The sequence below is a fragment of the Actinoplanes campanulatus genome, from assembly GCF_014647795.1.
GTDB lineage: Bacteria > Actinomycetota > Actinomycetes > Mycobacteriales > Micromonosporaceae > Actinoplanes > Actinoplanes campanulatus.
In genome coordinates, this window is the sequence record NZ_BMPW01000001.1 from 322,356 (window position 1) to 344,787 (window position 22,432).

Annotated in this window: 17 protein-coding genes and 1 riboswitch; of the genes, 9 read left to right on the forward strand and 8 right to left on the reverse strand. The window is 71.2% G+C overall.

Annotation, left to right across the window (positions count from 1 at the left end; genetic code table 11):
• Nucleotides 1–4 precede the first annotated feature (4 nt).
• From IEZ13_RS01430 to IEZ13_RS01445, 4 genes are all read left to right on the forward strand, one after another.
• Nucleotides 5–1,774 (forward strand): S9 family peptidase, encoded by a 1,770-nt coding sequence (locus tag IEZ13_RS01430; protein WP_189285725.1) that lies wholly within the window; start codon nucleotides 5–7, stop codon nucleotides 1,772–1,774.
• Nucleotides 1,775–1,851: 77 nt separating this feature from the next.
• Entirely contained in the window at nucleotides 1,852–3,165 is a 1,314-nt protein-coding gene (locus tag IEZ13_RS01435) for an MFS transporter (RefSeq protein WP_183215833.1), read from the forward strand.
• Between the two features lie 33 nt (nucleotides 3,166–3,198).
• On the forward strand, nucleotides 3,199–3,858 hold the full coding sequence (locus tag IEZ13_RS01440) for a hypothetical protein (protein ID WP_183215835.1): 660 nt from the start codon (nucleotides 3,199–3,201) through the stop codon (nucleotides 3,856–3,858).
• Nucleotides 3,859–4,022: 164 nt separating this feature from the next.
• Nucleotides 4,023–5,582, forward strand: a complete 1,560-nt coding sequence (locus IEZ13_RS01445) for a glucuronyl esterase domain-containing protein (RefSeq protein WP_229794397.1) — start codon at nucleotides 4,023–4,025, stop codon at nucleotides 5,580–5,582.
• 46 nt (nucleotides 5,583–5,628) lie between these two features.
• Here the strand turns inward: IEZ13_RS01445 and IEZ13_RS01450 are convergent, their stop codons facing one another.
• The 4 genes from IEZ13_RS01450 to IEZ13_RS01465 all read right to left on the reverse strand — a co-directional run bounded on the left by IEZ13_RS01450 (nucleotide 5,629) and on the right by IEZ13_RS01465 (nucleotide 11,024).
• A complete protein-coding gene (locus IEZ13_RS01450; RefSeq protein WP_183215837.1) occupies nucleotides 5,629–7,095 on the reverse strand; it encodes an ATP-binding protein in 1,467 nt (488 codons plus the stop codon).
• A gap of 2 nt (nucleotides 7,096–7,097) precedes the next feature.
• Nucleotides 7,098–8,753 carry an NAD(P)/FAD-dependent oxidoreductase gene (locus IEZ13_RS01455; RefSeq protein WP_183215839.1) on the reverse strand — a complete coding sequence of 552 codons (1,656 nt, stop codon included), beginning with the start codon at nucleotides 8,751–8,753 and terminating at the stop codon, nucleotides 7,098–7,100.
• 70 nt (nucleotides 8,754–8,823) lie between these two features.
• Nucleotides 8,824–9,333, reverse strand: a complete 510-nt coding sequence (locus tag IEZ13_RS01460; protein WP_183215841.1) for an FBP domain-containing protein — start codon at nucleotides 9,331–9,333, stop codon at nucleotides 8,824–8,826.
• Nucleotides 9,334–10,046: 713 nt separating this feature from the next.
• A complete protein-coding gene (locus IEZ13_RS01465; RefSeq protein WP_183215843.1) occupies nucleotides 10,047–11,024 on the reverse strand; it encodes a class I SAM-dependent methyltransferase in 978 nt (325 codons plus the stop codon).
• 126 nt (nucleotides 11,025–11,150) lie between these two features.
• On the opposite strand from IEZ13_RS01465, the gene IEZ13_RS01470 reads away from it, so the two are divergent.
• Nucleotides 11,151–11,585 (forward strand): hypothetical protein, encoded by a 435-nt coding sequence (locus tag IEZ13_RS01470; RefSeq protein WP_183215844.1) that lies wholly within the window; start codon nucleotides 11,151–11,153, stop codon nucleotides 11,583–11,585.
• Here the strand turns inward: IEZ13_RS01470 and IEZ13_RS01475 are convergent.
• Nucleotides 11,574–12,251: an adenosylcobinamide amidohydrolase gene (locus tag IEZ13_RS01475; RefSeq protein WP_183215845.1), complete on the reverse strand. Its 678-nt coding sequence runs from the start codon at nucleotides 12,249–12,251 to the stop codon at nucleotides 11,574–11,576. The genes IEZ13_RS01470 and IEZ13_RS01475 overlap by 12 nt on opposite strands.
• A gap of 10 nt (nucleotides 12,252–12,261) precedes the next feature.
• Nucleotides 12,262–12,801 (reverse strand): GNAT family N-acetyltransferase, encoded by a 540-nt coding sequence (locus IEZ13_RS01480; RefSeq protein WP_183215846.1) that lies wholly within the window; start codon nucleotides 12,799–12,801, stop codon nucleotides 12,262–12,264.
• Between the two features lie 60 nt (nucleotides 12,802–12,861).
• Between IEZ13_RS01480 and IEZ13_RS01485 the strand changes: the two genes are divergently transcribed.
• Nucleotides 12,862–13,833, forward strand: coding sequence for an Acg family FMN-binding oxidoreductase (locus IEZ13_RS01485; RefSeq protein ID WP_183215848.1), 972 nt, complete (start codon nucleotides 12,862–12,864; stop codon nucleotides 13,831–13,833).
• A gap of 56 nt (nucleotides 13,834–13,889) precedes the next feature.
• Here IEZ13_RS01485 and IEZ13_RS01490 read toward each other — a convergent pair whose 3' ends face one another.
• On the reverse strand, nucleotides 13,890–15,560 hold the full coding sequence (locus IEZ13_RS01490) for a sulfatase-like hydrolase/transferase (RefSeq protein ID WP_183215850.1): 1,671 nt from the start codon (nucleotides 15,558–15,560) through the stop codon (nucleotides 13,890–13,892).
• A gap of 88 nt (nucleotides 15,561–15,648) precedes the next feature.
• Here IEZ13_RS01490 and IEZ13_RS01495 point away from each other — a divergent pair, with 88 nt between their 5' ends.
• From IEZ13_RS01495 to IEZ13_RS01505, 3 genes are read left to right on the forward strand one after another with little or no spacing between them, the layout of a single operon-like run.
• Nucleotides 15,649–16,263 carry a TetR/AcrR family transcriptional regulator gene (locus tag IEZ13_RS01495; protein ID WP_183215852.1) on the forward strand — a complete coding sequence of 205 codons (615 nt, stop codon included), beginning with the start codon at nucleotides 15,649–15,651 and terminating at the stop codon, nucleotides 16,261–16,263.
• On the forward strand, nucleotides 16,257–17,993 hold the full coding sequence (locus IEZ13_RS01500) for an ABC transporter ATP-binding protein (RefSeq protein ID WP_183215854.1): 1,737 nt from the start codon (nucleotides 16,257–16,259) through the stop codon (nucleotides 17,991–17,993). Before IEZ13_RS01495 ends, IEZ13_RS01500 begins: the two co-directional genes overlap by 7 nt.
• Nucleotides 17,990–19,951: an ABC transporter ATP-binding protein gene (locus IEZ13_RS01505; RefSeq protein WP_183215856.1), complete on the forward strand. Its 1,962-nt coding sequence runs from the start codon at nucleotides 17,990–17,992 to the stop codon at nucleotides 19,949–19,951. The genes IEZ13_RS01500 and IEZ13_RS01505 overlap by 4 nt, the downstream gene beginning before the upstream one ends.
• A gap of 70 nt (nucleotides 19,952–20,021) precedes the next feature.
• Here IEZ13_RS01505 and IEZ13_RS01510 read toward each other — a convergent pair whose 3' ends face one another.
• Entirely contained in the window at nucleotides 20,022–22,208 is a 2,187-nt protein-coding gene (locus IEZ13_RS01510) for a Calx-beta domain-containing protein (RefSeq protein ID WP_183215858.1), read from the reverse strand.
• A gap of 15 nt (nucleotides 22,209–22,223) precedes the next feature.
• Nucleotides 22,224–22,303, reverse strand: a riboswitch (cyclic di-GMP riboswitch).
• Between the last annotated feature and the right edge of the window lie 129 nt (nucleotides 22,304–22,432).

Genomic DNA, 22,432 nt, shown 5'->3' on the forward strand with positions numbered 1-22,432 from the left:
CTAGATGACGGGTCAGCTCCACCGCGTCGACGTGACAGTGCTTCCCGCGGGCTGGAACCGCGTCGAGCCGGAGATCGCCGGGAACTGGTCGCCCACCCTGTCACCGGACGGGCGGCACATGGCGTACGTCTCCGACCGGGGCGGCGCGCCGGCGGTCTGGGTGCAGCCGGTCGACAGTGAGCTGACGTTCCGCGTCGACACCGGCCCGGAGCCGGTGTCGGCGGTCGCCTGGTCGTCCGGCGGCGGCTGGCTCGCCTGCCGGACCGCCCCGGGCGGCGCGCCCCGGCAGGAGGTGTGGCTGGTCCGGCCGGACGGCTCCGACCTGCATCAGGTCGCCGGCTTCGGCGACGACACGGCGGACGACATGCGCTGGCTGCCGGGCCGCCCGGTGCTGGCCCTCACCGAGAACCTGACCAGCGCGATCCTGATCGACGTCACCGCGGAGACCAGGACGGTGGTCGCGCGAGGCGACCTTCTCTCGCTTCTGGACGTGGACCCGGCCGGGCGCTTCGCGCTTCTGCGGTACGGGCCGCGCGGCGCCCGCGAGATCATGCTGCGGGACCTGTCCACCGGCACCGAGAAGCCGGTCACCCGGGGCGAGAAGGCGGTGTTCAGCCCGGGCGGCGGGTGCGTCTACGCGCTCAGCCAGGACGGCGAGTTCCCGGCGCTGATCCGCATGGCCGGTGACGCCGTGGAGGTCCTTGCCTCGGGCGGCGAGGTGGAGGACTTCACGATCACCGCCGACGGGCGTACCGCCGCGGTGTTGTTCAACGTCCGGGGCGGCGAGTCGGAGGCCGCGCTGATCGACCTGGACCACGACGGCGATCGCGGCCCGAAGCCGGTGTCGCCGCTGCCCGGCCCGGTCGTCGGCGGCCTGGCGTGGAGCTTCGACGCGGCCACGCTCGCCTTCACGGCGGAGGGGCCCGGCCGGCCGCACGGCGTCTGGATCTGGCGGCGCGAGACCGGCGAGATGCGGGCGGTCTCGGCGGCGCCGGCCTCGCCGGAGGCGGTCCACCCGACGCTCGAGGTGGTCACCGCGCACGACGGGCTCACCCTCACCGGGTGGCTCTTCCGGCCCGGTACGCCGGGCCCGCACCCGACCGTGCTGTGGTTCCACGGCGGCCCGGAGGCGCAGGAGCGGCCCGGGCACGGCCCGCTGTTCCAGTCGCTGGTGGCCCGGGGCATCGCGGTGTTCGCCCCGAACGTGCGCGGCTCGTCCGGGTTCGGGCGCGCGTTCGTCGAAGCGGACAACGGCGCCCGCCGCTACGACGCGATCGAGGACGTCCGGTCGTGCGTGACGTTCCTGCGGGAGTCCGGGATCGCCGGGCGGGTCGGGATCATGGGCCGTTCCTACGGCGGCTACCTGACGCTGGCCGCCCTGACCGCCTTCCCGGACCTGTTCACGGTCGGCGTCGACATCTGCGGGATGTCTGATTTCGATAGCTTCTATCGGCACACCGAACCGTGGATCGCGGCGGCCGCGGTGAGCAAGTACGGCCATCCGGTGCACGATGCCGGCCTGCTGCGTGACCTGTCCCCGCTGCACCGGCTGGACCGGCTGCGCGCCCCGCTGCTGATCGTGCACGGCGAGAACGACAGCAACGTGCCGGTGATCGAGGCCGAGCGGGTGGTGGCGTCGCTCACCGAACGCGGGCACCCGCACCGCTACCTGTTCTTCCCCGGCGAGGGCCACGAACTGCTGCACCGCTCCGCGCGGGCCGAGTTCCTGCGGGTCACCCTGGACTGGCTGTCCTTTTATTTGACGGCCGAGTGAGAAGACGCACGTTGCCGGGGTGCCGGTAAGGGAGAAGGGTTGGAGGGCACGTTACCCCGACCGGCGGAAGGCTCTCCATGCCCCTGCGTCCCTGGGCGGTGTGGGCCGCCGGGCTGGCCGCGTACATCGTCGCCGTCCTGCACCGCAGCTCGATCGGGGTGGCCGGGCTCGACGCGCAGGAGCGTTTCGGCGTCGGCGCGGGCGCGCTGGCCGTCTTCGCCGTCGTCCAGTTGCTCGTCTACGCCGGGTTGCAGATCCCGGTCGGGCTCCTGCTCGACCGATTCGGATCACTGAGGCTCGTACTGTCCGGCGCGCTCGTGATGGCCGCCGGGCAGACCCTGATGGCGTTCACCGACGGGCTGAGCGGCGCGATCACCGCCCGGGTGCTGGTCGGCGCCGGGGACGCGATGACCTTCATCAGCGTGTTGCGCCTGGTGCCGGCCTGGTTCCCGGCCCGGCGGGTGCCGGTGCTCACCCAGCTCACCGGGATCATGGGCCAGATCGGTCAGGTGCTGTCCGCCGTGCCGCTGGCGGCCGTGCTGGCCGGCGCGGGCTGGGCCACCGGCTTCCTGGGCGCCGCCGGCACCGGCCTGTTCGTGGCGGTCGCGGCGCTGATCGCGCTGCGGGACACCCCGGAGCGGCGGATCAACAGCGGCGGCGCGATGAGCTGGCAGCGGCTGGGCACCGACCTGGGCAGCTCCTGGCGGCACCCGGGCACCCGGCTGGGCCTGTGGGCGCACTTCACCACCCAGTTCACCGGCACGGTGTTCGCGCTGATGTGGGGTGTGCCGTTCCTGATCGCCGGGGAGGGTCTGAGCCGGGCCACCGCGGGCGTGCTGCTGACCGTCTTCGTGGTGACCGGCATGGCGGCCGGGCCGGTGCTGGGCCTGCTGACCCAGCGGCACCCGCTGCGCCGCTCCCAGCTGGTGCTCGGGATCGTGGCCGCCAACATGGGCGCCTGGGCGCTGGTCATCGCGTGGCCGGGGCGGGCGCCGCTGCCGGTGCTGGTGCTGCTCGTGGTGGCGCTCGGCCTGGGCGGGCCGGGTTCGATGATCGGGTTCGACTTCGCGCGCAGCTTCAACCCGCCGAGCCGGCTGGGCACCGCGACCGGGGTGGTGAACGTGGGCGGCTTCGTGGCGTCGCTGATCACCATCCAGTTGATCGGGCTGATCCTGGACGCCCGCACCGGCGGCGGTAACGACTATCACATCGACGACTTCAAGGTCGCGATGTCGGTGCAGTTCCTGGTGGCGGCCGTGGGCGTGGCAGGCATTCTGCGGACCCGGCGGCTGGCCCGGCGCCGGGAGGGCATCGTGGTCCCCCCGCTGTGGACGGTTCTGGCGGAGCGGCGGGGTTTGGCGGCGGACCGAGGGGTTAAGGCGAAGAGCTGACCCGCCGAGTCCAGCGCAGAGGATCTGGAGGACATGTCCGAGCAGGCACAGGGCCGCTTCTGGTCCGGTATCGACATTCCGAAGACCGTCGCCGGCACGCTCGCGGCCGTCTCCGCCGCCGTGGCCGGCTCCTTCCTGGGGCTCGCCGGCACCCTGATCGGAGCCGCGGTGGCGAGCCTGATCAGTTCGATCGCCACGGAGATCTACCACCGGTTCATCGACCGGGGGACGAGACGGCTGCAAACGGCGTTCACGGTCGCGCCGGCGGCGGTCGGCACCCCGGACGTGCCCGCCACCGACGAGGCTCCGTCCGGGGAGAACGACCGCCGGGTGCACTGGAAGCGGGTGGGGCTGGCGGCCGCCGCGTTCTTCGTCCTGGGGATGGGCACGCTGACGACCGCGGAGCTGTTCGCGGGACGGTCGGCGGCGGATGTGACGAACGGGCGGGACACCGGCAGCCCGACCATCCTGTTCCAGTCGGTGAGCGAGGACTCCGGTGAGAAGCCGTCGGGCGTGACGCCGTCGGCCGAGCCGACCGCGCCGGCCACCGGGGAGACCGGCCCGTCCGCGCCCGCGCAGTCGTCACCCGCGGAGACGGCCGAGCCCACGGCGACCAGCGAGCCCACCGTCACCGAGGAGCCGAAACTTTCGGAAACTGCCGGGATAGACTCGATCGAAAAGTCCGTCGAATAGCCTCTGAACAGGTAATAAGCAGATATTCATTACCGTTACGTTTCCGATAGTTATTGACAGTCGCGCACCGGGGTCAAATACTCAGCCCATCGATGAGTGTCAGCCCCGGTGCCGGCCGCATCCCCACGGCCGCGCCGGGATCCCCCGCTCCCCGAGGAGGACCCGTGCGCCCGTCCCCGCCCCCATTGCTCAGGAGAACGGCCATCGCCCTGCTGACGGCCCTCGCCGTGGCCGTCGGCGCGACCGCCGCGACCGAGTCCCGCGCCGCCGCGGCCGGAGTCGAGGACGAGGGCGTGAGCTGTCCCGCCCCGGCGCTGCCGGACGCCGGCTCGCTGCCCACCGTGACCCGCCTGCCGGATCCGTTCAAGCGGCTGAACGGCACCCGCATCACCTCGCAGGCCGACTGGCGCTGCCAGCGCAACGAGATCAAGAAGCTGGCCGAGAAGTTCGTCTACGGCGAGAAGCCGGCCAAGCCGTCGAGCGTCACCGGCACCGTCTCGGCGTCGAACATCACGGTGAACGTCAGCCACAACGGCCGCAGCGCCTCCTTCTCCGCCGGGGTCGAGCTGCCCAGCGGCACCGGGCCGTTCCCCGCGGTGGTGGTGCTGGGCGGGTTCGGCGCGGACACCGCCACCATCAAGGCCGCCGGCGCCGCGGTGATCAAATACGACCCGTACTCGGTGGGCCGCGAGGGCACCGGCCGGGCGAACAAGCAGGGCGCCTTCTACAGCGTCTACGGCTCGAACAGCACCACCGGCCTGCTGGTGGCCTGGGCGTGGGGCGTCAGCCGGATCATCGACGTGCTGGAGCAGTCCGGCGGCTCGATCCTGCGCGGCGACGCCACCGGGGTCACCGGATGCTCGCGGTTCGGCAAGGGCACGTTCGTGACCGGCGCGTTCGACCAGCGGATCGCCCTCACCATGCCGATCGAGTCGGGCACCGCCGGCGCGCCGATCTTCCGCGGCGTCCCCGGCGAGGGCGCACAGAGCCTGAGCAGCGCGTACGGGGAGCAGCCGTGGCTCGGCGACGCGTTCGGCTCGTTCACCGGCAGCCCCGCCCGGCTGCCGGTGGACACCCACGAGACGGTGGCGATGATCGCTCCGCGAGGGCTGTTCATCATGGACAACCCGCACATCGCCAACCTCGGGCCACGGTCGGCGAGTGTGGCCGCGCTCGCCGGGGCGGAGGTCTACAAGGCGCTCGGGGCGGGCGGGAACATCACGTACTGGTCGGACGTACAGGACGGCAACCATTGCGCCAACCGGGCCGAGTGGCGTGAGCCGCTCCGGCAGAACATCCAGAAGTTCCTGCTGAAGACCGGTAACGCGGCGGGCGTCATGCGGATCTCCAGCCGCGCCGCCGGAAACCTGGCCGAATGGCGCGACTGGACGACCCCCGGTCTCGACGGCTCCACCTCGCCGACCCCTTCGGCCTCGTCGAGCTCACCGCCGACGGGTTCCTGTTCGACCACCTACACGGCGGGCCAGCAGTGGGCCGACCGCTTCAACCTGACCGTCAACGTCAGCGGCGGCTCCAACTGGGTCGTCACCGTCACGGCCCGGTCCCCGCAGTACTTCCAGAACAGCTGGAATGCGGCGACCACCCTGAGCAGCAACAACACGGTGCTGACCGCACGGCCGAACGGCAGCGGCAACTCGTTCGGCTTCACCGTGATGCACAACGGCAACTGGACCTGGCCGGCGATCTCCTGCCTGATCGCCTGAGGGGGTGCCGGGGGCGGCCGCGACGGGGCCGCCGCCCCCGGGCGCCTCAGCTCGACGCGGGTTCGGCGAACGGCAGCCGGACCAGGAACCTCGTGTCACCCGGCCGCGACTCCACCGAGATGTCGCCGCCGTGCCCGTTGACCACGATCCGGTAGGAGATGTCCAGGCCCAGCCCGGTGCCCTCACCGACCGGCTTGGTGGTGAAGAACGGCTCGAAGACCCGCTTACGGATTTCCGGCGGCACCCCGGGGCCGGTGTCCCCGACCGACACCACGAGCCGGTCGTCCTCCCTGAACGTCCGGATCGTCAACGTGCCCGCACCGGACATGGCCTGGACCGCGTTGTCGATCAGGTTGGTCCACACCTGGTTCAGCTCGGCCGGGTGGGCCGGGATCTGCGGCAGCTCCCGGTCGTACTCCTTCACCACCTCGACCCCGTCGCCGATCTTGTGGGCCAGCATGACCAGCGTGCTCTCCAGGCCGATGTGCACGTCGATCCACTGGTGTGCGGCCCGGTCCAGGTGCGAGTACTGCTTCGCCGAGTGCACCAGCGACGACACCCGGCCGGTGGCGTCCTCGATGTCGCTCATCAGCTGTTCGGTCTCCAGCGCGTACCCGATCCAGTGGATCGCCTGGTCGAGCAGCTCCGGCGAGGCCAGCCGGGACTCCAGCTCGGTGAGGCACGCGGTGTCGATGCCGCCCTGGGCGAAGACCGGGGCCACGTCCCAGCCGCCGGTGATGTTCCGCTCGTCCATCCACTCGCCGAGCGCGTCCTCCAGGTCGGCGGTCTGCATCGCGGTCAGCGTGGGTGACTTGGCGGCCCGCTCGATCACCTCCTCCTGCAACTCCAGGAGTGCGGTGAGCCGGTCCGGGGCCACCTTGCCGGCCGCCAGCTTGCCGAGTTTCATCCGCATGGCGGCGACCCGCTGGCGCAGCGCGCTGGTGGCCCGGGCGGCGGCCGCCGCCGGATTGTTCAGCTCGTGCATGAGGCCGGCCGAGAGCGCGCCGAGGGCGGCCAGCCGCTGCCGCTCCCCGATCGCGGCCTGCGAGCTGCGCATCCCCAGCGCCAGGCCCTCCAGCAGGTGGATCGCCATCGGGAACCACTCCCGCATGAGCCACCCGAAGTCGGCCGCCGACACCATGAAGAACTCGCTGTCGGACAGCGCCCGCATCGACGCCATGTAGTTGCGGGGCACACCGTCGTCACGCAGGTACGCCTGGGTGGCGCCCATGTAGACGCCGCGCTGCTCGGTCCGGATCGTGGTGACCTCGTCCTCACCGACCCGCCGGGTCAGCGCGATCGTGCCGCTGAGCAGCACGAAGAACGCCTCGGCCGGGTCGCCCTCGCGAACCACCAGGCCGCCCGCCGGAACCCGCATGGTGCAACCGTGCGTGGCCAGCCAGCCGAGCTGCTCGTCGGTCAGCTTCTCGAACAGGAACAGCGTCCTCAGGTCGGCCGGGGTGAGAACCCCCGGCTCGCAGGGCTCGAGCCGGATCTCCTCGACGTCGGACATGGCTATGCCTCCAGGTAGCGGTGGACCAGCGCGACGGCCATCGCTCCCTCGCCGACCGCCGAGGCCACCCGTTTCACCGAGCTGGCTCGAACGTCGCCGGCGGCGAAGATGCCGGGGACACTGCTCTCCAGATAGAACGGATCCCGGTCGCGATCCCATCCCCGCGGCCGCTCTCCGCCGACGAGCAGATCCGGCCCGGTCCGGATGAAGCCCCGCTCGTCGCGCAGCACCGTGTCGCCGAGCCAGTCGGTCCGGGGCTCCGCGCCGATGAACACGAACAGGTATCCGCACTCGACGGTCGCCTTCGTACCGTTCTTGCTGTCGCAGACGGTGATCGCCTGGAGGTGGCCCGTGCCCTGCGCCCCGACCACCTCACAGCGGGTCCGCACCTCGATGTTCTCCACCTGGGCGAGCTGCTGGATCAGGTAGTACGACATGGACGCCTCGAGCGAGTCGCCGCGTACCAGGAGGGTGACGCGGCGTGCGTACCTCGAGAAGAACAACGCGGCCTGACCGGCCGAATTGGCGCCGCCGACGATGTAGACGTCGGTGCCGGCGCAAGCCGGCCCCTCGGTGGCCGCCGACCCGTAGAACACGCCCGAACCGGTCAGGCCGGCAACCCCGTCGGCCAGCAGCGGACGGTACGAGACCCCGGTGGCGAGCACCACGGCGTGCGCGGAGACCTCGCCGCCGTCGGCGAACGTGAGGGTCCGCGCGGACCCGTCCGTCCGGAGCCCCACCACCTCCCGGGTGGTCAGCGTCTCGGCCGCGAACTTGTCGGCCTGCCGGCGCGCCCGGTCGGTGAGCTGGGCGCCGGAGATGCCGTCCGGGAAGCCGAGGTAGTTCTCGATCCGGGAGCTCTGCCCGGCCTGGCCGCCGACCGCCTGCCGCTCGATCAGGAGCGTCTTGAGGCCCTCGGAGCCGCCGTACACCGCGGCGCCGAGCCCGGCCGGCCCACCGCCCACGATGATCAGGTCGTAGAAGTCGCGGCCAGGGTCGGTGGACAGGCCGGCCGCCCGCGCCACCTCCTGCACGGTCGGCCGGGACAGCGCCCGCCCGTCCGCGGTCACCACCAGCGGCACCGCCTCCGGCCCGGCCTCCGCGGCCTCCAACAGGCGGCGGCCCTCCGGCTCGTCGGCGCCGAAGTACCGGTACGGCACCAGGTTGCGCGCCAGGAAGTCCCGGATCTGGAAGGACGGCTCACTCCACCGGTGCCCGACCACCCGGATGTCCGGCTGCTCCCGGTCGCCGGTCGCCTGCCAGGCGTCGAGCAGCGAGTCCAGCACCGGGTAGAGCTTCTCCTCCGGCGGATCCCACGGCTTGAGCAGGTAGTGGTCGACGTCCACCACGTTGATCGCCTGGATCGCGGCGTCGGTGTCCGCGTACGCCGTGAGCAGTGCCCGCCGGGCGAACGGGAAGAGGTCCATCGCCTCCTCGAGGAACTCGATGCCGTTCATCTGCGGCATCCGGTAGTCGGCCAGCATCACCGCCACCCGGCTCCCGCGCAGCTTCAGCTCACGCAGCACCTCGAGCGCCTCGGCGCCGGACGACGCGCGGACGATCCGGTACCGGTCGCCGTAACGGCGGCGCAGGTCGCGCGCGATGGCGCGGGACACCGACGGGTCGTCGTCGACGGTGAGGATCGCGGCTTGGCCCATGTGTGGTCCTCAGCTCTCTTCTCAAGCAGCCCCCGACAGCCTTCCATGCCGCGCGGTCCCCGGGTGACCGTCAGCCGGCGGCGACCCGCGTGGTGAAGGCGGCCAGGTTGGCCATCGCCCGGTCGATCCGCTCGGTCAGGGTGAGCGTCTCCTCCCGGCGGACCAGCCGCATCCTCGGCTGGCGCTTGCCCCGCAGATAGAGCGAGCAGGCCAGGTCCGAGCAGAGGTACTCCCCCACGCTGTTCCCGTTGCGCCCCGCCGCCCCGGCCAGCGGCGCCACGAACAGCGATACCCCCGACGCGGCATGATCGGTCAGACAGACCCGGCACATGCTCGACCGCGTCGCACTGGCCCGCATCGCCTCCGGCCGGCGCAGCACGATCCCGGTCGGCCCGTCCTGCCCCGGCACCACGAGCAGCGCACGCATCGGCGCCCCCGGATCGGTCCAGCCGAGAAAGTCCAGGTCGGTCCAGGGGATGCTGCCGTCCGACAACCCCGGCGGCATCTTGATCCGGCTCGCCTCGCCCTTGCTGCAATTAACGAAGGAGCTGCGAATCTCCCTCTCCCCGAGTGCCAACATGCCCGCGAAGCTAACCCAACACCAGGCTTCGCCTCACCCCATTTCCGGTACGGGCTGCGCCGCCCCCCACCGAATCCCGGCAGTCCCGCCGAGCCCCGCGAGTCCCTGCCGGGTCAAGCCTGTGCCGCGCCCGCCGGGCGTAGATCGGTGGCCGGGCGCGCCGCCGCCCTCTCCATTGCCGCCCCGCCTCCCCGCCCTCCCCCCGAGCGGGGCGGCCGCGCGATCCCAACACCGTGAGCGCCCACCCACCCAATGACCCCAGCCATCGCACACCACCCCGACACCGTGAGCACCCACACGCCCAGCCCTCGCAGACGCACACGCTCACCCCACCGTGGCGACCTACCCGACCTATGACCTCGGGGAGCGCGCACGCGGGGGCTTGCGTGTGCGGCCACTCCGACTTCGGAGTGGACCACGGCAGTGACCGCCGAGCCGACCCACGGCAGTGAACGGGGCTGAGCGGTAGGGAACGGTCACGGGCAGGGCAACCGGGAACTGCCGCGGGCTGGGCGACTGGGGCGGGGCGGCGGCAGCGGAGCGGGAATGAGGGCGGCCGGGGCGGCAATGGAGAGGGCGGCGGCGCGCCCGGCCACCGATCTACGCCCGGCGGGCGCGGCACAGGCTTGACCCGGCCGGGCCTCGCGGGGCTCGGCGGGACGGCCGGGATTCGGCGCGGGCGGCGTAGCCCGTACCGAAAATGAAATGCCTGGTCAGAGGCGGTCGGCCAGGGCCAGGAAGCGGTCCGGGACGTCCTCGTAGCTGCGCAGGCGCCAGCCGGAACCGGAGAGCAGGGGGCCGAGGCACTCCTCGCTCATGGGTTCGCCGGGACGGAGGGTGCGGCCGTGACGGGTGGCCAGCTGGGCGCGGCCGGTGGGATGGAAGATCGCCAGGACGCCGCCGGGGCGGGTGACCCGGGCCAGCTCGGCCAGGCCGGCGAGCGGGTCCGGGAGGTGGTGGACCAGACCGGCCGCGAAGATCACGTCGGTGGAGGCGGCGGCGACCGGCAGGCGGCGGGCATCGGCCAGGACCAGCGTGGCGTCGTCGTCGCGGCCGGCCTTGCGGGCCGCCTCCAGCATGCCGGGGGTGAAGTCGAGGCCCAGCACCCGGCCGGTGGGGCCGGCGGCCGCGGACAGTGCCGGCAGCGCCCGGCCGGTGCCGCAGCCCACGTCCAGCACGACGTGGCCGGGGCGGACGCCGGCCAGGCGGACGGCCTCGGCGTAGCGGGGCATGTCGTCGCCGAACTTGGCGTCCCAGCCTGCGGCGCGGGCGGCGAAGAAGGCCTGGCTCTCCGACAGGTACCACCGGTCGGGGTCGGCCAGGTCGGGGTGCAGGTGGCGGATCACCGGCCAGTCCGGGTCGCGGTGGTCGATCACCACCTGGGCGCGGCGCTCGCCGTCGCCCTCGGCGAACCGGTGGCGGGGGCCGCCGCGGAGGAAGACCAGGACCTGGTCGGTGGCCGGTTCGAGGACGTTGAGCGCGGAGTCGAACATGCCGGGGCCGGGGCCGGTCAGGCCGAGGACGGCGTCGACGTTCCAGGCGCGGGCGGTGGGCGGGAAGGCGGCGGCCAGGCGGGCGGCGAACGCGGCCGCGGCGCCGGGATCGCCGCCGTCGACGATCACGGTGAGCGGGGCACGCGGCGCCAGCACCTCGGCGAGCAGGGCGGTGACTTCGGCGATGCGTTCCGGCACGCTCCTCAGCATGCCGGTGCGGGTGTGACGTATGCAACGGCAGAACGGTTGTACTTTTTGTGACAGTTTGTCATCGCACTGTGTCGGTGTAGGGAACGTCCCCGCGTTTCCGGCAGTCAAACACGCATGCGAAAACTGATGGTCGTGCTGGTCGCCGGACTGCTGGCCACGGGTGGCTGCGCGGGCGTCGGATCCGGGTCGAGGGACGGGTCGGGGCCGGCCGGGCCGGTGGATCCGGGCAGCGGGCCGCAGGCCGGCCTGGTCGAGCTGCGGGTGGCCGTGGCGAAGTCGCTGGCGGAGGACTTCCCGGCGGTCGAGCAGGGCTTCGAGGCACGGAATCCGAGCATCGAGGTGCTGGTGGCGCCGGGCGAGGACGAATCGGCCGAGGTCGTGGTGACCGACGAGCCGGTCGCCGTGGCCGCCGGCGAGGTGGAGACCATCGGGCAACTGCGGGTCGTGCTCGTGGACGGGGCCGGCGCGGAGGCCGCCGCGTTCGTGGAGTTCCTCCGCGACGGCGAGGGCCGGCGGATCCTGATCGACAGCGGCGTCCTACGTCCGTGACTCGACCCGGCCCGACCAGGAGCGGCCGGTGGCGAGATTGGTGGCGCCGCCGTCGAGGACCGCGCGGTGCACGGCGCGGGCCAGCGGCGCGCCCCACCGGGAACGCGGGCCACCGTAGGCGGCCGGCGGCCCGTCCAGCGGGCAGAGCACGCAGACCGCGTCGGTGGCCGTGCCGGTGGCGGCCAGCCCGAGTTCGGCGAGCGCCTGAACCTTCGCCTCGGTGGCCGTGGCGATCGCGTTGATCAGGGCGCCGTCGGCGAGCCGCTGCGGCACCCAGACGACGATGTTGATCGTGCCGGGCCGGTGGCCGAAGCCGGTCGCCTCGGGGTCGGCCGCCTGGATCGGGGCGCCCAGGCCGACGGTCGCGTGGACCTGCACGCCGTCGTCGTCAGCGGCCACCACGTCGGTCACGTCGACGCCGGTGAGCAGGCCGATGCCGGGTCCGGTGAGCCCGAGGCCGGCGGCCAGACCGGCCAGGTGCACGTCCGGGTCGGGCCGGGCGTAGGACATCGCGACGGACGCGTTGACCAGCCACTCACGCGGCCCGGTGCCGCCGCCGAGGACCGCGCTGGAGGCGGCGAGCAGCGGCTGCGGGAAGCGCCAGAGCAGCATCGGCACGTCCAGGCCGTCCTCCTGGCGATGGGTGAGGGACGGTTCCGCGAACATCCTCTCCACCCTATGCCCACTCGGTGGCGAGGACCGCCCAGATCTCGGTGTCGTTGCGGACGCCCTGCCAGGGGTACGACTGCCGCAGCAGCGCCTCCCGCGTCATCCCGAGACGGCGGGCCACGTTGGAGCTGGCGGTGTTGGCCGGGTTGCAGTGCCACTCGACCCGGTGCATGCCGCGGGTCCTGATCGCCCAGTCGATCAGCACGCGGACCGCCCGGGTGATCAGCCCGCGCCCGGTGGCGGCCGGTTCCAGCCAGCAGCCGACCTCGCAGTTGCCGCTCCTGGCGTCGAAGGCCACGAACATGGTGCCGCCGACCAGCGTCCCGTCGAGCCAGATGCCGTACAGCCGCTGGGTGTCGCGGGCGGTGTTGTCGGCGTACCGCTGGAGGGTGGCGGTCGCGCTGGCCAGGTCGGTGCTGACGCTGGCCCACGGAATCCACGGGTCGACGGTGGCCCGGGCCCGGTCCATGTGGGCGAGGAACTCGGCGGCCTGCCAGGGTTCGAGGGGGCGCAGTTCGGCGTCTTCGGTGAGTTCGATCGAGAACACGGGGGCAGCGTAGGCCCAAAGCCCGTACCGGCGGCCGACCGGGGCAAGCACGATAGAGGTATGAGACACGCCGACGAGGTCAAGCGGGCGCTGGTGCAGGCGGCGGACGCCGCCCGGTTCGCCCCGTCGATCCACAACACGCAGCCGTGGCGCTGGGTGGTCCGGGACGGCGCCCTCGAACTGTACGGAGTGGCCGAGCGCCAGTTGCACGAACAGGACCCCTCCGGCCGGATGCTGCTGCTGAGCTGCGGAACAGCGCTGCACCACGCCCGGGTGGCGCTGGACGCCGAGGGCTGGCGCCACGAGGTGGAGTATTCGGCCGACGAGCCGCTGGCGGTCATCCGGCCGGTCCGGCAGGTGCCGGCGCGCCCGGAGGCGACCAGGCACTTCCAGATGCTCCAGGTCCGGCGGACCGACCGGCGGACGGTGACCGACGAGCGGGTGCCCGAGGACACGCTGCGCCACCTCGCGAAGGTCACCAAGGAGACCGGGAGCCGGCTGCACGTCCTCGGCCGCGACCAGGTGATCGCGCTGGCCGTGGCGGTGGACCGGGCGCAGCACGCGGAGTCCGCCGACGGCCGGCTGGTGGCGGAGACCGCGGCCTGGGTGGGCGGCGAGCGCGCCGAGGGGACCGGGATCCCGGCCTCGGCGCTGCCCGAGGAGGTGCCGCTCACCACGGTCGCCGAGCGTGACTTCGGGACGAGGGGCACGCTGGCGGCCGGTGGCGGGCACGACCGGGCGGCGACGTACGCGGTGCTGTACGGCGACGGCGACGGCCCGGAGGACTGGCTGCGCGCCGGGGAGGCGCTGAGCGCGCTGTGGCTGGCCGCGACCGAGCAGGCGGTCAACCTGCTGCCGTTGAGCGGGCCGGTGGAGATCGCGTACACCCGGCGGACGCTGCGCCGGATGCTCGGCGACGTCGGCTTCCCCTACCTCGCGATGCGGCTGGGCACCCTGGACCCGGCGCATTCGGCGCCACCGAGGACGCCCCGGCTGCCGGCCGGCCAGATCATCGACATCGTGCCCGGCTGAGAGAACCGGCCGGCTCCCCCGAGGGGGAACCGGCCGGTTCAGGGCGGGAGGAGTGGTCAGTGGGGGTCGCCCTCGGGTCCGAAGGCGGCCAGGAAACGGTCCCGGAAGGTGTCCATCCGCCAGATCGGGGCGGCCGGGCCGGGTTTGATGCCGTCCTCCCAGCCCCAGGAGGCGATCCGGTCGAGAACCTTCGCGTCCTTGGCGACGATGGTGACCGGGACGTCGCGGTTGCCGCTGGTCCCGGCGACGAGCGGGGCCGGCGGGTGGTCGCCCAGGAAGATCATGACGGTGTCGTCACCGGCGTACTCGGTGAGGAAGCCGAGCAGGCTGTCGATCGAGTAGGCGATCGAGCGGGCGTACTCGGTACGGACCCGGCTCTCGTCCTTCCACAGGCTCTCCGGGCTCGGCGCGGCGGCCGCCGACGGGCCGTAGACGCTGCCGTCGCCGATCGCGTCCCAGTCGAGCATGCCGGGCACCGGCGTCCACGGGGTGTGGCTGGACGTCAGGGTGATCTCGGCGAACATCCGGCCCCGGTCGGTCCGGGAGTACTCCAGCCGGTTGAAGGCGGAGAGCACGTACTGGTCGGGCATCCGGGACCAGCTGAACGAGGGGCCCTGGTAGCCGACGTTCCGTGAGTCGTAGAGCTGCTGGTACCCGTAGAAGTCGCCCTCCGGCCAGGCGAAGGTGTGCCCGGGCTCGATGCCGACGGTCCGGTGCCCGGCGTCACGGAAGGCCCGGGTGAGGGTGAGCCGGTCGGTGGCGACCAGACTGCGGTAGCGGCGCTCGTTGTCGATCCACAGCCCGGACTGGAAGGTGGAGTGGGCCAGCCAGCTGCCGCCGCCCGCGGTGGACGAGGTGAGCCAGCCGGTGCGTGCGGCGAACCCGGCCGCCGCCAGCTTCTCGCTGTTGGCCGCGAGGCTGTTCAGCACGGCCGTGTTGTAGCGGGGGTCCTCCAGCGCGTTGCGGCCGTAGCTCTCCACGAACGAGAGGATCACGTCCTTGTCGCGCAGGGCGGTCAGCATGCTGTCGGCCGGCCGGTCCGCGTAGGCGTCCACCCGCACCTCCCCGGCGAACCGTTTCCGGTCGGCCAGGTCGTTGGGCAGCGCGAGCGCGGTGTGCGCGGCCAGGTCGGCGGCGGTGTGCGAGGCGACCGGGATGCCGCCGATCAGCTGAAAGCTCATCGCGGTCAGGGCGATCCAGGCGGCGCCCACCGCGCCCAGGCCCCGCCAGGCCCAGGCGCGGTGGTTCTGGAGGATGCCGCTCAGCCGCAGCACCGCCCAGGTCATGGTGGCCACCAGCCCGATCGAGAAGAGCACCAGGCCGATCGCGACGGCGATGGCGGCGCCCCGGCCGATCGAGTCGGCCAGCACGGTGTAGCCGTCGTCGAACAGGATCCAGTCGAGGGCCGGGTCGAAGCGGCGGGCCAGCACCGCGAAGAAGCCGATGTCGATCAGCTTGACCACGGTCAGCAGCCCGAGGGTGACGCCGAGCCCGGCGGCGAGCGGGCGACGGGACCGGCCGAGGCGCCCCCGATCCGGAAGCAGGAGCAGGAGTGCCCCGGCGATCAGCGCCTCGACCGGAACTCGCAGGAGCGCGGTGAAGACCGAATTGCCGGGCGGCAGCCGGAAGATCTGATCCGGCACGATCAGCGCCAGGAACACCAGCACGGCGGCGAATCCCGTGGTCAGGTGCCGGATGATCCGCCGGTACGGCTTCGTTGGGCTCACGCTCTCTTCATACGCCAGACCCCCGGGTCCGGTTCGACGCGGGTTAAATCACTGGATGAGTGAGCGCTCGCTCATTACGCTGGCCGCCATGGATTCCCGGCGAAGACGCGTCCCGGCCATGGCGCCGGAGGAACGACGGGCCGCCCTCATCGAGGCGACCATCCCGCTGCTGCACGAGCACGGCCTGGAGGTGAGCACCCGGCAGATCGCCCATGCCGCCGGGGTGGCCGAGGGCACCATCTTCGGCGTCTTCGAGAGCAAGAGCCAGCTCGTGGTCTGCTCGGTGGTCAAGGCGCTGGACCCGCAGCCGACCCTCGACGCGCTGGCCGCGATCGACCCGGCCACCCCACTGCGGGGCCGGGTCGCCGCCGCGGCCGAGCTGGTGCACAGCCGGTTCACCGAGAACGCGCAGTTGATGAGCGAGGCCCGCAAGCTCATCTTCACGAACGCGCCGGACCCGGAGGCGCAGGCCCGGATGGCCGCGTCGCGGCAGCAGCTGCACGACGCCATCGTCGGCGTCTTCACCCCCGACGCGGCACGGTTGCGGATCACCCCCGAGCGGGCGGCCCGGCTGCTCCTGCTGCACTGCGGGGCCAACGCCTTCGGCCCCTTCGGCGAGCCGGGCGAATTCAGTGGCGCCGACCTGGCGTCCCTCCTGCTCGACGGCATCCAGTTGAGGGAAACGGAGCACGAGAAGTGCTGATCAAGATACTGAAAGTACATTTAGGCCCGTACCGGAAGGACATCACCCTGGTGGTGCTCTTCCAGTTCCTCCAGACCATCGCGACGCTCTACCTGCCCGCGCTCAACGCGGACATCATCGACAACGGCGTGATCCAGGGCGACACCGGCTACGTGATGCGGGTCGGCGCCGGGATGCTCGGCATCACGCTGGTCCAGATCGCCGCTCAGGGCGTGGCGGTGTTCTTCGGCGCCCGGACGGCGATGGCCGTCGGCCGGGACCTGCGCGCCTCGATCTTCAACCGGGTGCAGGGCTTCTCGACACGTGAGGTGGGCCAGTTCGGCGCGCCCTCACTGATCACCCGGATCACCAACGACGTCCAGCAGATCCAGATGCTGGTCCTGCTCACCTTCACGCTGATGGTCTCGGCGCCGATCATGTGCGTCGGCGGAATCGTGCTGGCGCTGCGGCTGGACGTGCCGCTGTCCTCGCTGCTGCTGGCCATCGTGCCGCTGCTGGTCATCGTAATCGGCCTGATCATCGTGCGGATGCGGCCGCTCTTCCGGTCGATGCAGGAGCGTCTCGACCGGGTCAACCAGGTGATGCGCGAGCAGATCACCGGCATCCGGGTGATCCGCGCGTTCGTCCGGGACGACCACGAGCGGGAGCGCTACGGCATCGCCAACGGCGACCTCACCGACGTGTCGCTGCGGGTCGGCCGGATCATGGCGCTGATGTTCCCGACCGTGCTGCTGATCGTGAACCTGTCCAGCGTCGCGGTGCTGTGGTACGGCGGTCACCGGATCGACTCGGGCGGCATGGAGGTCGGCGAGCTCACCGCGTTCATCAGCTACCTCATGCAGATCCTCTTCTCGATCATGATGGCCACCTTCATGTTCATGATGGTGCCGCGCGCCGAGGTCTGCGCCGAGCGGATCGAGGAGGTGCTGAGCACCGCGTCCAGCGTGGCGGCGCCCACGGCGCCGGTCACCACGCTGTCGCGGCACGGCGAACTCGAACTCCGGGACGTCGGTTTCCGCTATCCGGGCGCCGAGGCGGGCGTCCTCTCCGGGGTCCGCCTGAGCGCGCACCCCGGCGAGGTGACCGCGATCATCGGCAGCACCGGCAGCGGCAAGACCACCCTGCTCAACCTGGTCCCCCGGCTCTTCGACGCCACCGAGGGCCAGGTCCTGGTCGACGGCGTGGACGTCCGGGAGATCGACCCGGCCCTGCTGTCGTCGGTGATCGGCCTGGTCCCGCAGCGGCCGTACCTGTTCACCGGCACGATCGCGTCCAACCTGCGCTACGGCAACCCGGACGCCACCGACGAACAGCTCTGGGAGGCCCTCGAGATCGCCCAGGCCCGGTCGTTCGTGGAGTCGATGGAGGGGCAGTTGGAGGCCCCGATCGCGCAGGGCGGCACCAACGTCTCCGGTGGTCAGCGGCAGCGGCTCGCGATCGCCCGCACCCTGGTGCACCGGCCGGAGGTCTACCTGTTCGACGACTCGTTCTCGGCACTCGACTACGCCACCGACGCGGCCCTGCGGGCGGCGCTGACCGAGCACATCACGGACGCCACCGTGGTGATCGTGGCGCAGCGCGTCAGCACCATCCGGGACGCCGACCGGATCATCGTGCTCGACGACGGCCGGGTGGTCGGCACCGGCACCCACGAGGAACTGATGGACACCAACCCGACGTACCGCGAGATCGTTCTCTCGCAGCTGACGGTGGAGGAGGCGGCGGCATGACCGAGCGAAGCGAGCGTCGCGGTCCGGTCCCGGGTGGGCCGCCGGCCGCCCGCATGATGATGGCCGGTGGGCCGCCGGAGAAACTCGAGGACTTCAAGGGCTCCACCAAGCGGCTGCTGAGGCTGCTCAAGCCACAGCGGCTGTTCGTCGGCGGGGCGCTGGCCTTCGGCGCGGTCGGCGTGTTCCTGTCGGTGCTCGGCCCGTACCTGCTCGGCCACGCCACCGACGTGATCTTCGCCGGGGTGATCGGCCGGATGCTCCCGGCCGGGATCACCAGGGAACAGGCCGTCGAAGGGCTGCGGGCGCGCGGCGACGACACCCAGGCCGACCTGCTCAACGGCATCACCGACCTGGTCCCCGGGCAGGGCATCGACTTCGACCGGCTGATGGGGGTTCTCGTCTGGGTGGCGGTCATCTACCTCTTCGCCTGGATCTTCGGCGTCATGCAGGGCCGGCTCACCACCCGCGCCGTCCAGGCCGCCGTCTACCAGCTCCGGCAGGACGTGGAGGACAAGCTGGCCCGGCTGCCGCTGTCCTATTTCGACAAGCAGCCGCGCGGTGAGGTGCTGAGCCGCGCCACCAACGACACCGACAACATCGCGCAGACCCTCCAGCAGACGTTCGCCCAGCTGGTCACGGCACTGCTGACGATCGTCGGCGTACTCGGGATGATGTTCTGGATCTCGCCTCTGCTGGCCCTGATCGCCCTGGTCACGGTGCCGGTGTCGATCTGGCTGACCACCGTGATCGGCAAGCGGTCGCAGCCCCAGTTCGTCGCCCAGTGGAAGACCACCGGCCGGCTCAACGGGCACATCGAGGAGATGTTCACCGGGCACACGCTGGTCAAGGTCTTCGGCCGGCAGGACGAGGCGGCGGCGACCTTCAAGACCCACAACGATCATCTGTACGCGTCGAGCTTCCGCGCCCAGTTCATCTCCGGCCTGATCCAGCCCGCCATGATGTTCATCAGCAACGTCAACTACGTGCTGGTGGCGGTCGTCGGCGGTCTGCGGGTGGCGTCCGGCACTCTGACCCTCGGCGAGGTGCAGGCGTTCATCCAGTACAGCCGCCAGTTCAGCCAGCCGCTCACCCAGGTGGCCAGCATGGCGAACCTCGTACAGTCCGGGGTGGCCTCGGCCGAGCGGGTGTTCGCCCTGCTCGACGCCGAGGAGCAGTCCCCGGAGCCGGCCCCGGTCCGGCTCGGGGACGTGCAGGGGCGGATCACGTTCGAGAACGTGTCGTTCCGCTACCTGCCGGACAAGCCGCTCATCGAGAACCTGTCGCTGAGCGTCGAGCCCGGGCAGACCGTGGCGATCGTGGGGCCCACCGGCGCCGGCAAGACCACACTGGTCAACCTGCTGATGCGGTTCTACGACGTGACCGGTGGCCGGATCACGCTGGACGGGGTGGACATCGCCACCCTGCCCCGCGAGCAGCTGCGGTCGCAGATCGGGATGGTCCTCCAGGACACCTGGCTGTTCGGCGGCAGCATCGCCGACAACATCGGGTACGGCGCCTCCTCCCCCGATCTCGCCGCCGTCCACGCGGCGGCGGAGGCGGCCCACGTCGACGGTTTCGTGCGGATGCTGCCCGAGGGCTACGACACGAAGATCGACGAGGAGGGGTCGAACGTCAGCGCCGGCCAGAAGCAGCTGGTCACCATCGCGCGGGCGTTCCTCGCCGAGCCGAGCATCCTGATCCTCGACGAGGCGACCAGCTCGGTGGACACGCGTACCGAGGTGCTGATCCAGCGGGCGATGGCGACGCTGCGCACCGGCCGGACCAGCTTCGTCATCGCGCACCGCCTCTCCACCATCCGCGACGCCGACGTGATCCTGGTGATGGAGAACGGCACGATCGTCGAACAGGGCGATCACGAGTCCCTGATCGCGGCCGACGGGGCGTACGCCCGCCTCTACTCGGCCCAGTTCGCCCAGGCCGTGGCCGAGGTGGACTGACCGCTCACGGAACAGACGGAACGGGGGCGGCCGGTCGGCCGCCCCCGTCTCGTCTACCGGTCAGTCGTCACTACTTCTTGACGGTGACCTTCTTGTTGGCGCTGAGTCCGGCTTCGACACCGACCGACGAGTTGCCCCCGACCCTGGCCCGCAGGGTCCAGCTGGAGCCGGCCTTCGCCGAGACAGTGGACGACCAGACACCGCTGGCGTTCGTGTTGCCCTTCCAGGAGGTGCTCGCCCACTTGCCGCCGCTGTAACGCTCGACGACCACGCTGCGGCCGGAGAGCTTGGGGTCAGCGGTGACCTTCAGCGACAGCTTGCCCTTGGTACCGGAGGTCGCGGTGAAGGCCGGGTCCTGCATGACCTTGACCGTGACCTCGTTCGAGGTCGCCCCCTCGTCCGACTTCGTCTGGAAGCGGTAACCCGTGCTGATCGCCCGGCTGAAGGAGTAGGCCCCGGTGCTGTCGGCCTTGGTCGAGGCGATCTGCTTCAGCGGCTGCTTGGTGGCTGCCACCGGCGCGGCCAGGAGGCGGACGGTCTCATTCGCGCCGACCTTACCGGTGATCTTGGCCGTTCCCGGGCCGTCGATCGTCTTCGGCGCGCTGATGGTCGGCTTCGCAGGCTGGTAACCGTCATTGGCGTCGATGACGATCACGCCATCGGTCACCGTGCCGCCGGTGGCGCCGCCGGCGCCGGAGACGACGATGGTCTCGGCCGGTTCCGCTTCGGTGTCGTCATAGAGCTTCACCTGGAGCGGCGGCACCGGCAGCTCAGTGCCGGGCAGGGTGCCCGCGTCGATGACTACCGTCTTGGTTTCCGGAGGGACGAAGTCCGAGGCACTGGCCGCACGGTGGCCCTTGGCCGCGGAACCCGTGAAGGTGAGGGTCAGCGTGGTCGCGTCCTGCGAGATGCCGGTGACCGTACCGAGCACATCGACGGTGTCGCCTTCCTTGCCGGAACTATCGCGAACCGCCAGGTCTGGCGCCTTGTCATCGTTATTGAGCGTCAGCGTGGCCGAGTCTGCCGTCTGCGGCGTGACCCAGAAGTTGCCATCACCATCCGCTTGTGGCGTTGTCGTCAGGGCCACGGTCTCGTTCGGTTCGAACGTCGTGTCACCGTTGACAAGCGTGGCGGCGTAGCCTGTGGTCGATTCCGGCGCGATCGTAGCCGTCGTGCTGAGTCCGGCAAAGTCGTTGTCCCCGACCACCCCTTCGACGAGGTTCGAAGCGGGGTTGACGGCACCCGGGCTCGTGGCGACAGTGAAGGTGACCGCACGGTCGCTGGCGTTGCTGAGCTTGATCGGTGCCAAGACCGCCGAGGTCTCATCATCCTCAGGAACCGTCAGATCATCAAGAGCGACCGTCGGCGTGGCGTCGTCATCGGTGATATAGACCAAAACCGGAGCCTGCGCATCCATTGCAGGGGTAGTCAAGTCGACGACGATGGAGAATTCCTCGGCGTCTCCATTGGGGCCAGTGCGGTCCTCCTGCCCCTCGTCGATCGTGTCGCCGATGATGTCGACCGTGAAGGTCTGCGTAGCCGTGCCGGCCGGGAACGTCAAGGCTCCCTTCGACGCTACGAAGTCCTTGCCGGGCACAGCATTCCCAATGCCGGCCGGGGATGCGCTCGTCGACCAATCCGCCTTGATTGGCGTGCCGGCCACGGCGCTCAGCTCGGCGGTGAACGACTGTTGTCGGGTTCCGGAGTTCCCCTCGGTAACCGTAGTCGGAGCCGGAGTGATGGTGACGGTCGGCTCAGCGTCGTCATCGTCGATGGTGGCGGTGGCCTTGGTCGGCGTTCCCAAGGTTGCGTACGTCGGCTCAGAGATCTCGACGGCGAAGTCCTCGGGAAGCTCGAAAAGCGAGTCAGTCGCGGTCCCGACGGCGATTTCCGCCGTTGTGTCACCCGCATCGATGGTGGCCGTACCCGACAAGAGACCGGTAAGGTCGGCGCTCGTGCTGGCCGCGGCATGGCCGGATGCCGGAGTCACATCGACGACGTTCCACTTGACCTGGATCGGCACGTCAGAGACGGCGCTCGCCCTCACCGTGAAGGTAGCGGTGCCAGCTTCTGTCACCGGCCCGGCCGGGGGTTCGATCGACAGGGTCGGTAGGGCGTCGGCCGAAGCCGGCGCTGCCCCTACTAAGCCGACGGCCATCGCGACGGCGGCCAACAGGGCCCCTCGCAGGGATTTCGGGCCACGCAGCGCGAACGGAACGGAGCCGCTCTTGGCCGCATGGGCTTGTCGGTAGCGCATGTCTGTTCTTTCTCCTTCGGCGGCTGGGCTACCTCCGTCCTGGGAGGCCCCTGGCTTTGCGTCCCCGCTTCGCAGCGGGTTTGCCTGTTCGGTACCGCACCTTGGGCGGTCTAGGGGCACCGGAAAACCGGCCCTCAGCAGCGCAAGCACCGGGATACGGATCCCGTGCGGGGCGATGCCTCCCGTAATCTAACCGGCGTATCGACGCCTTACCGGCGGAACGG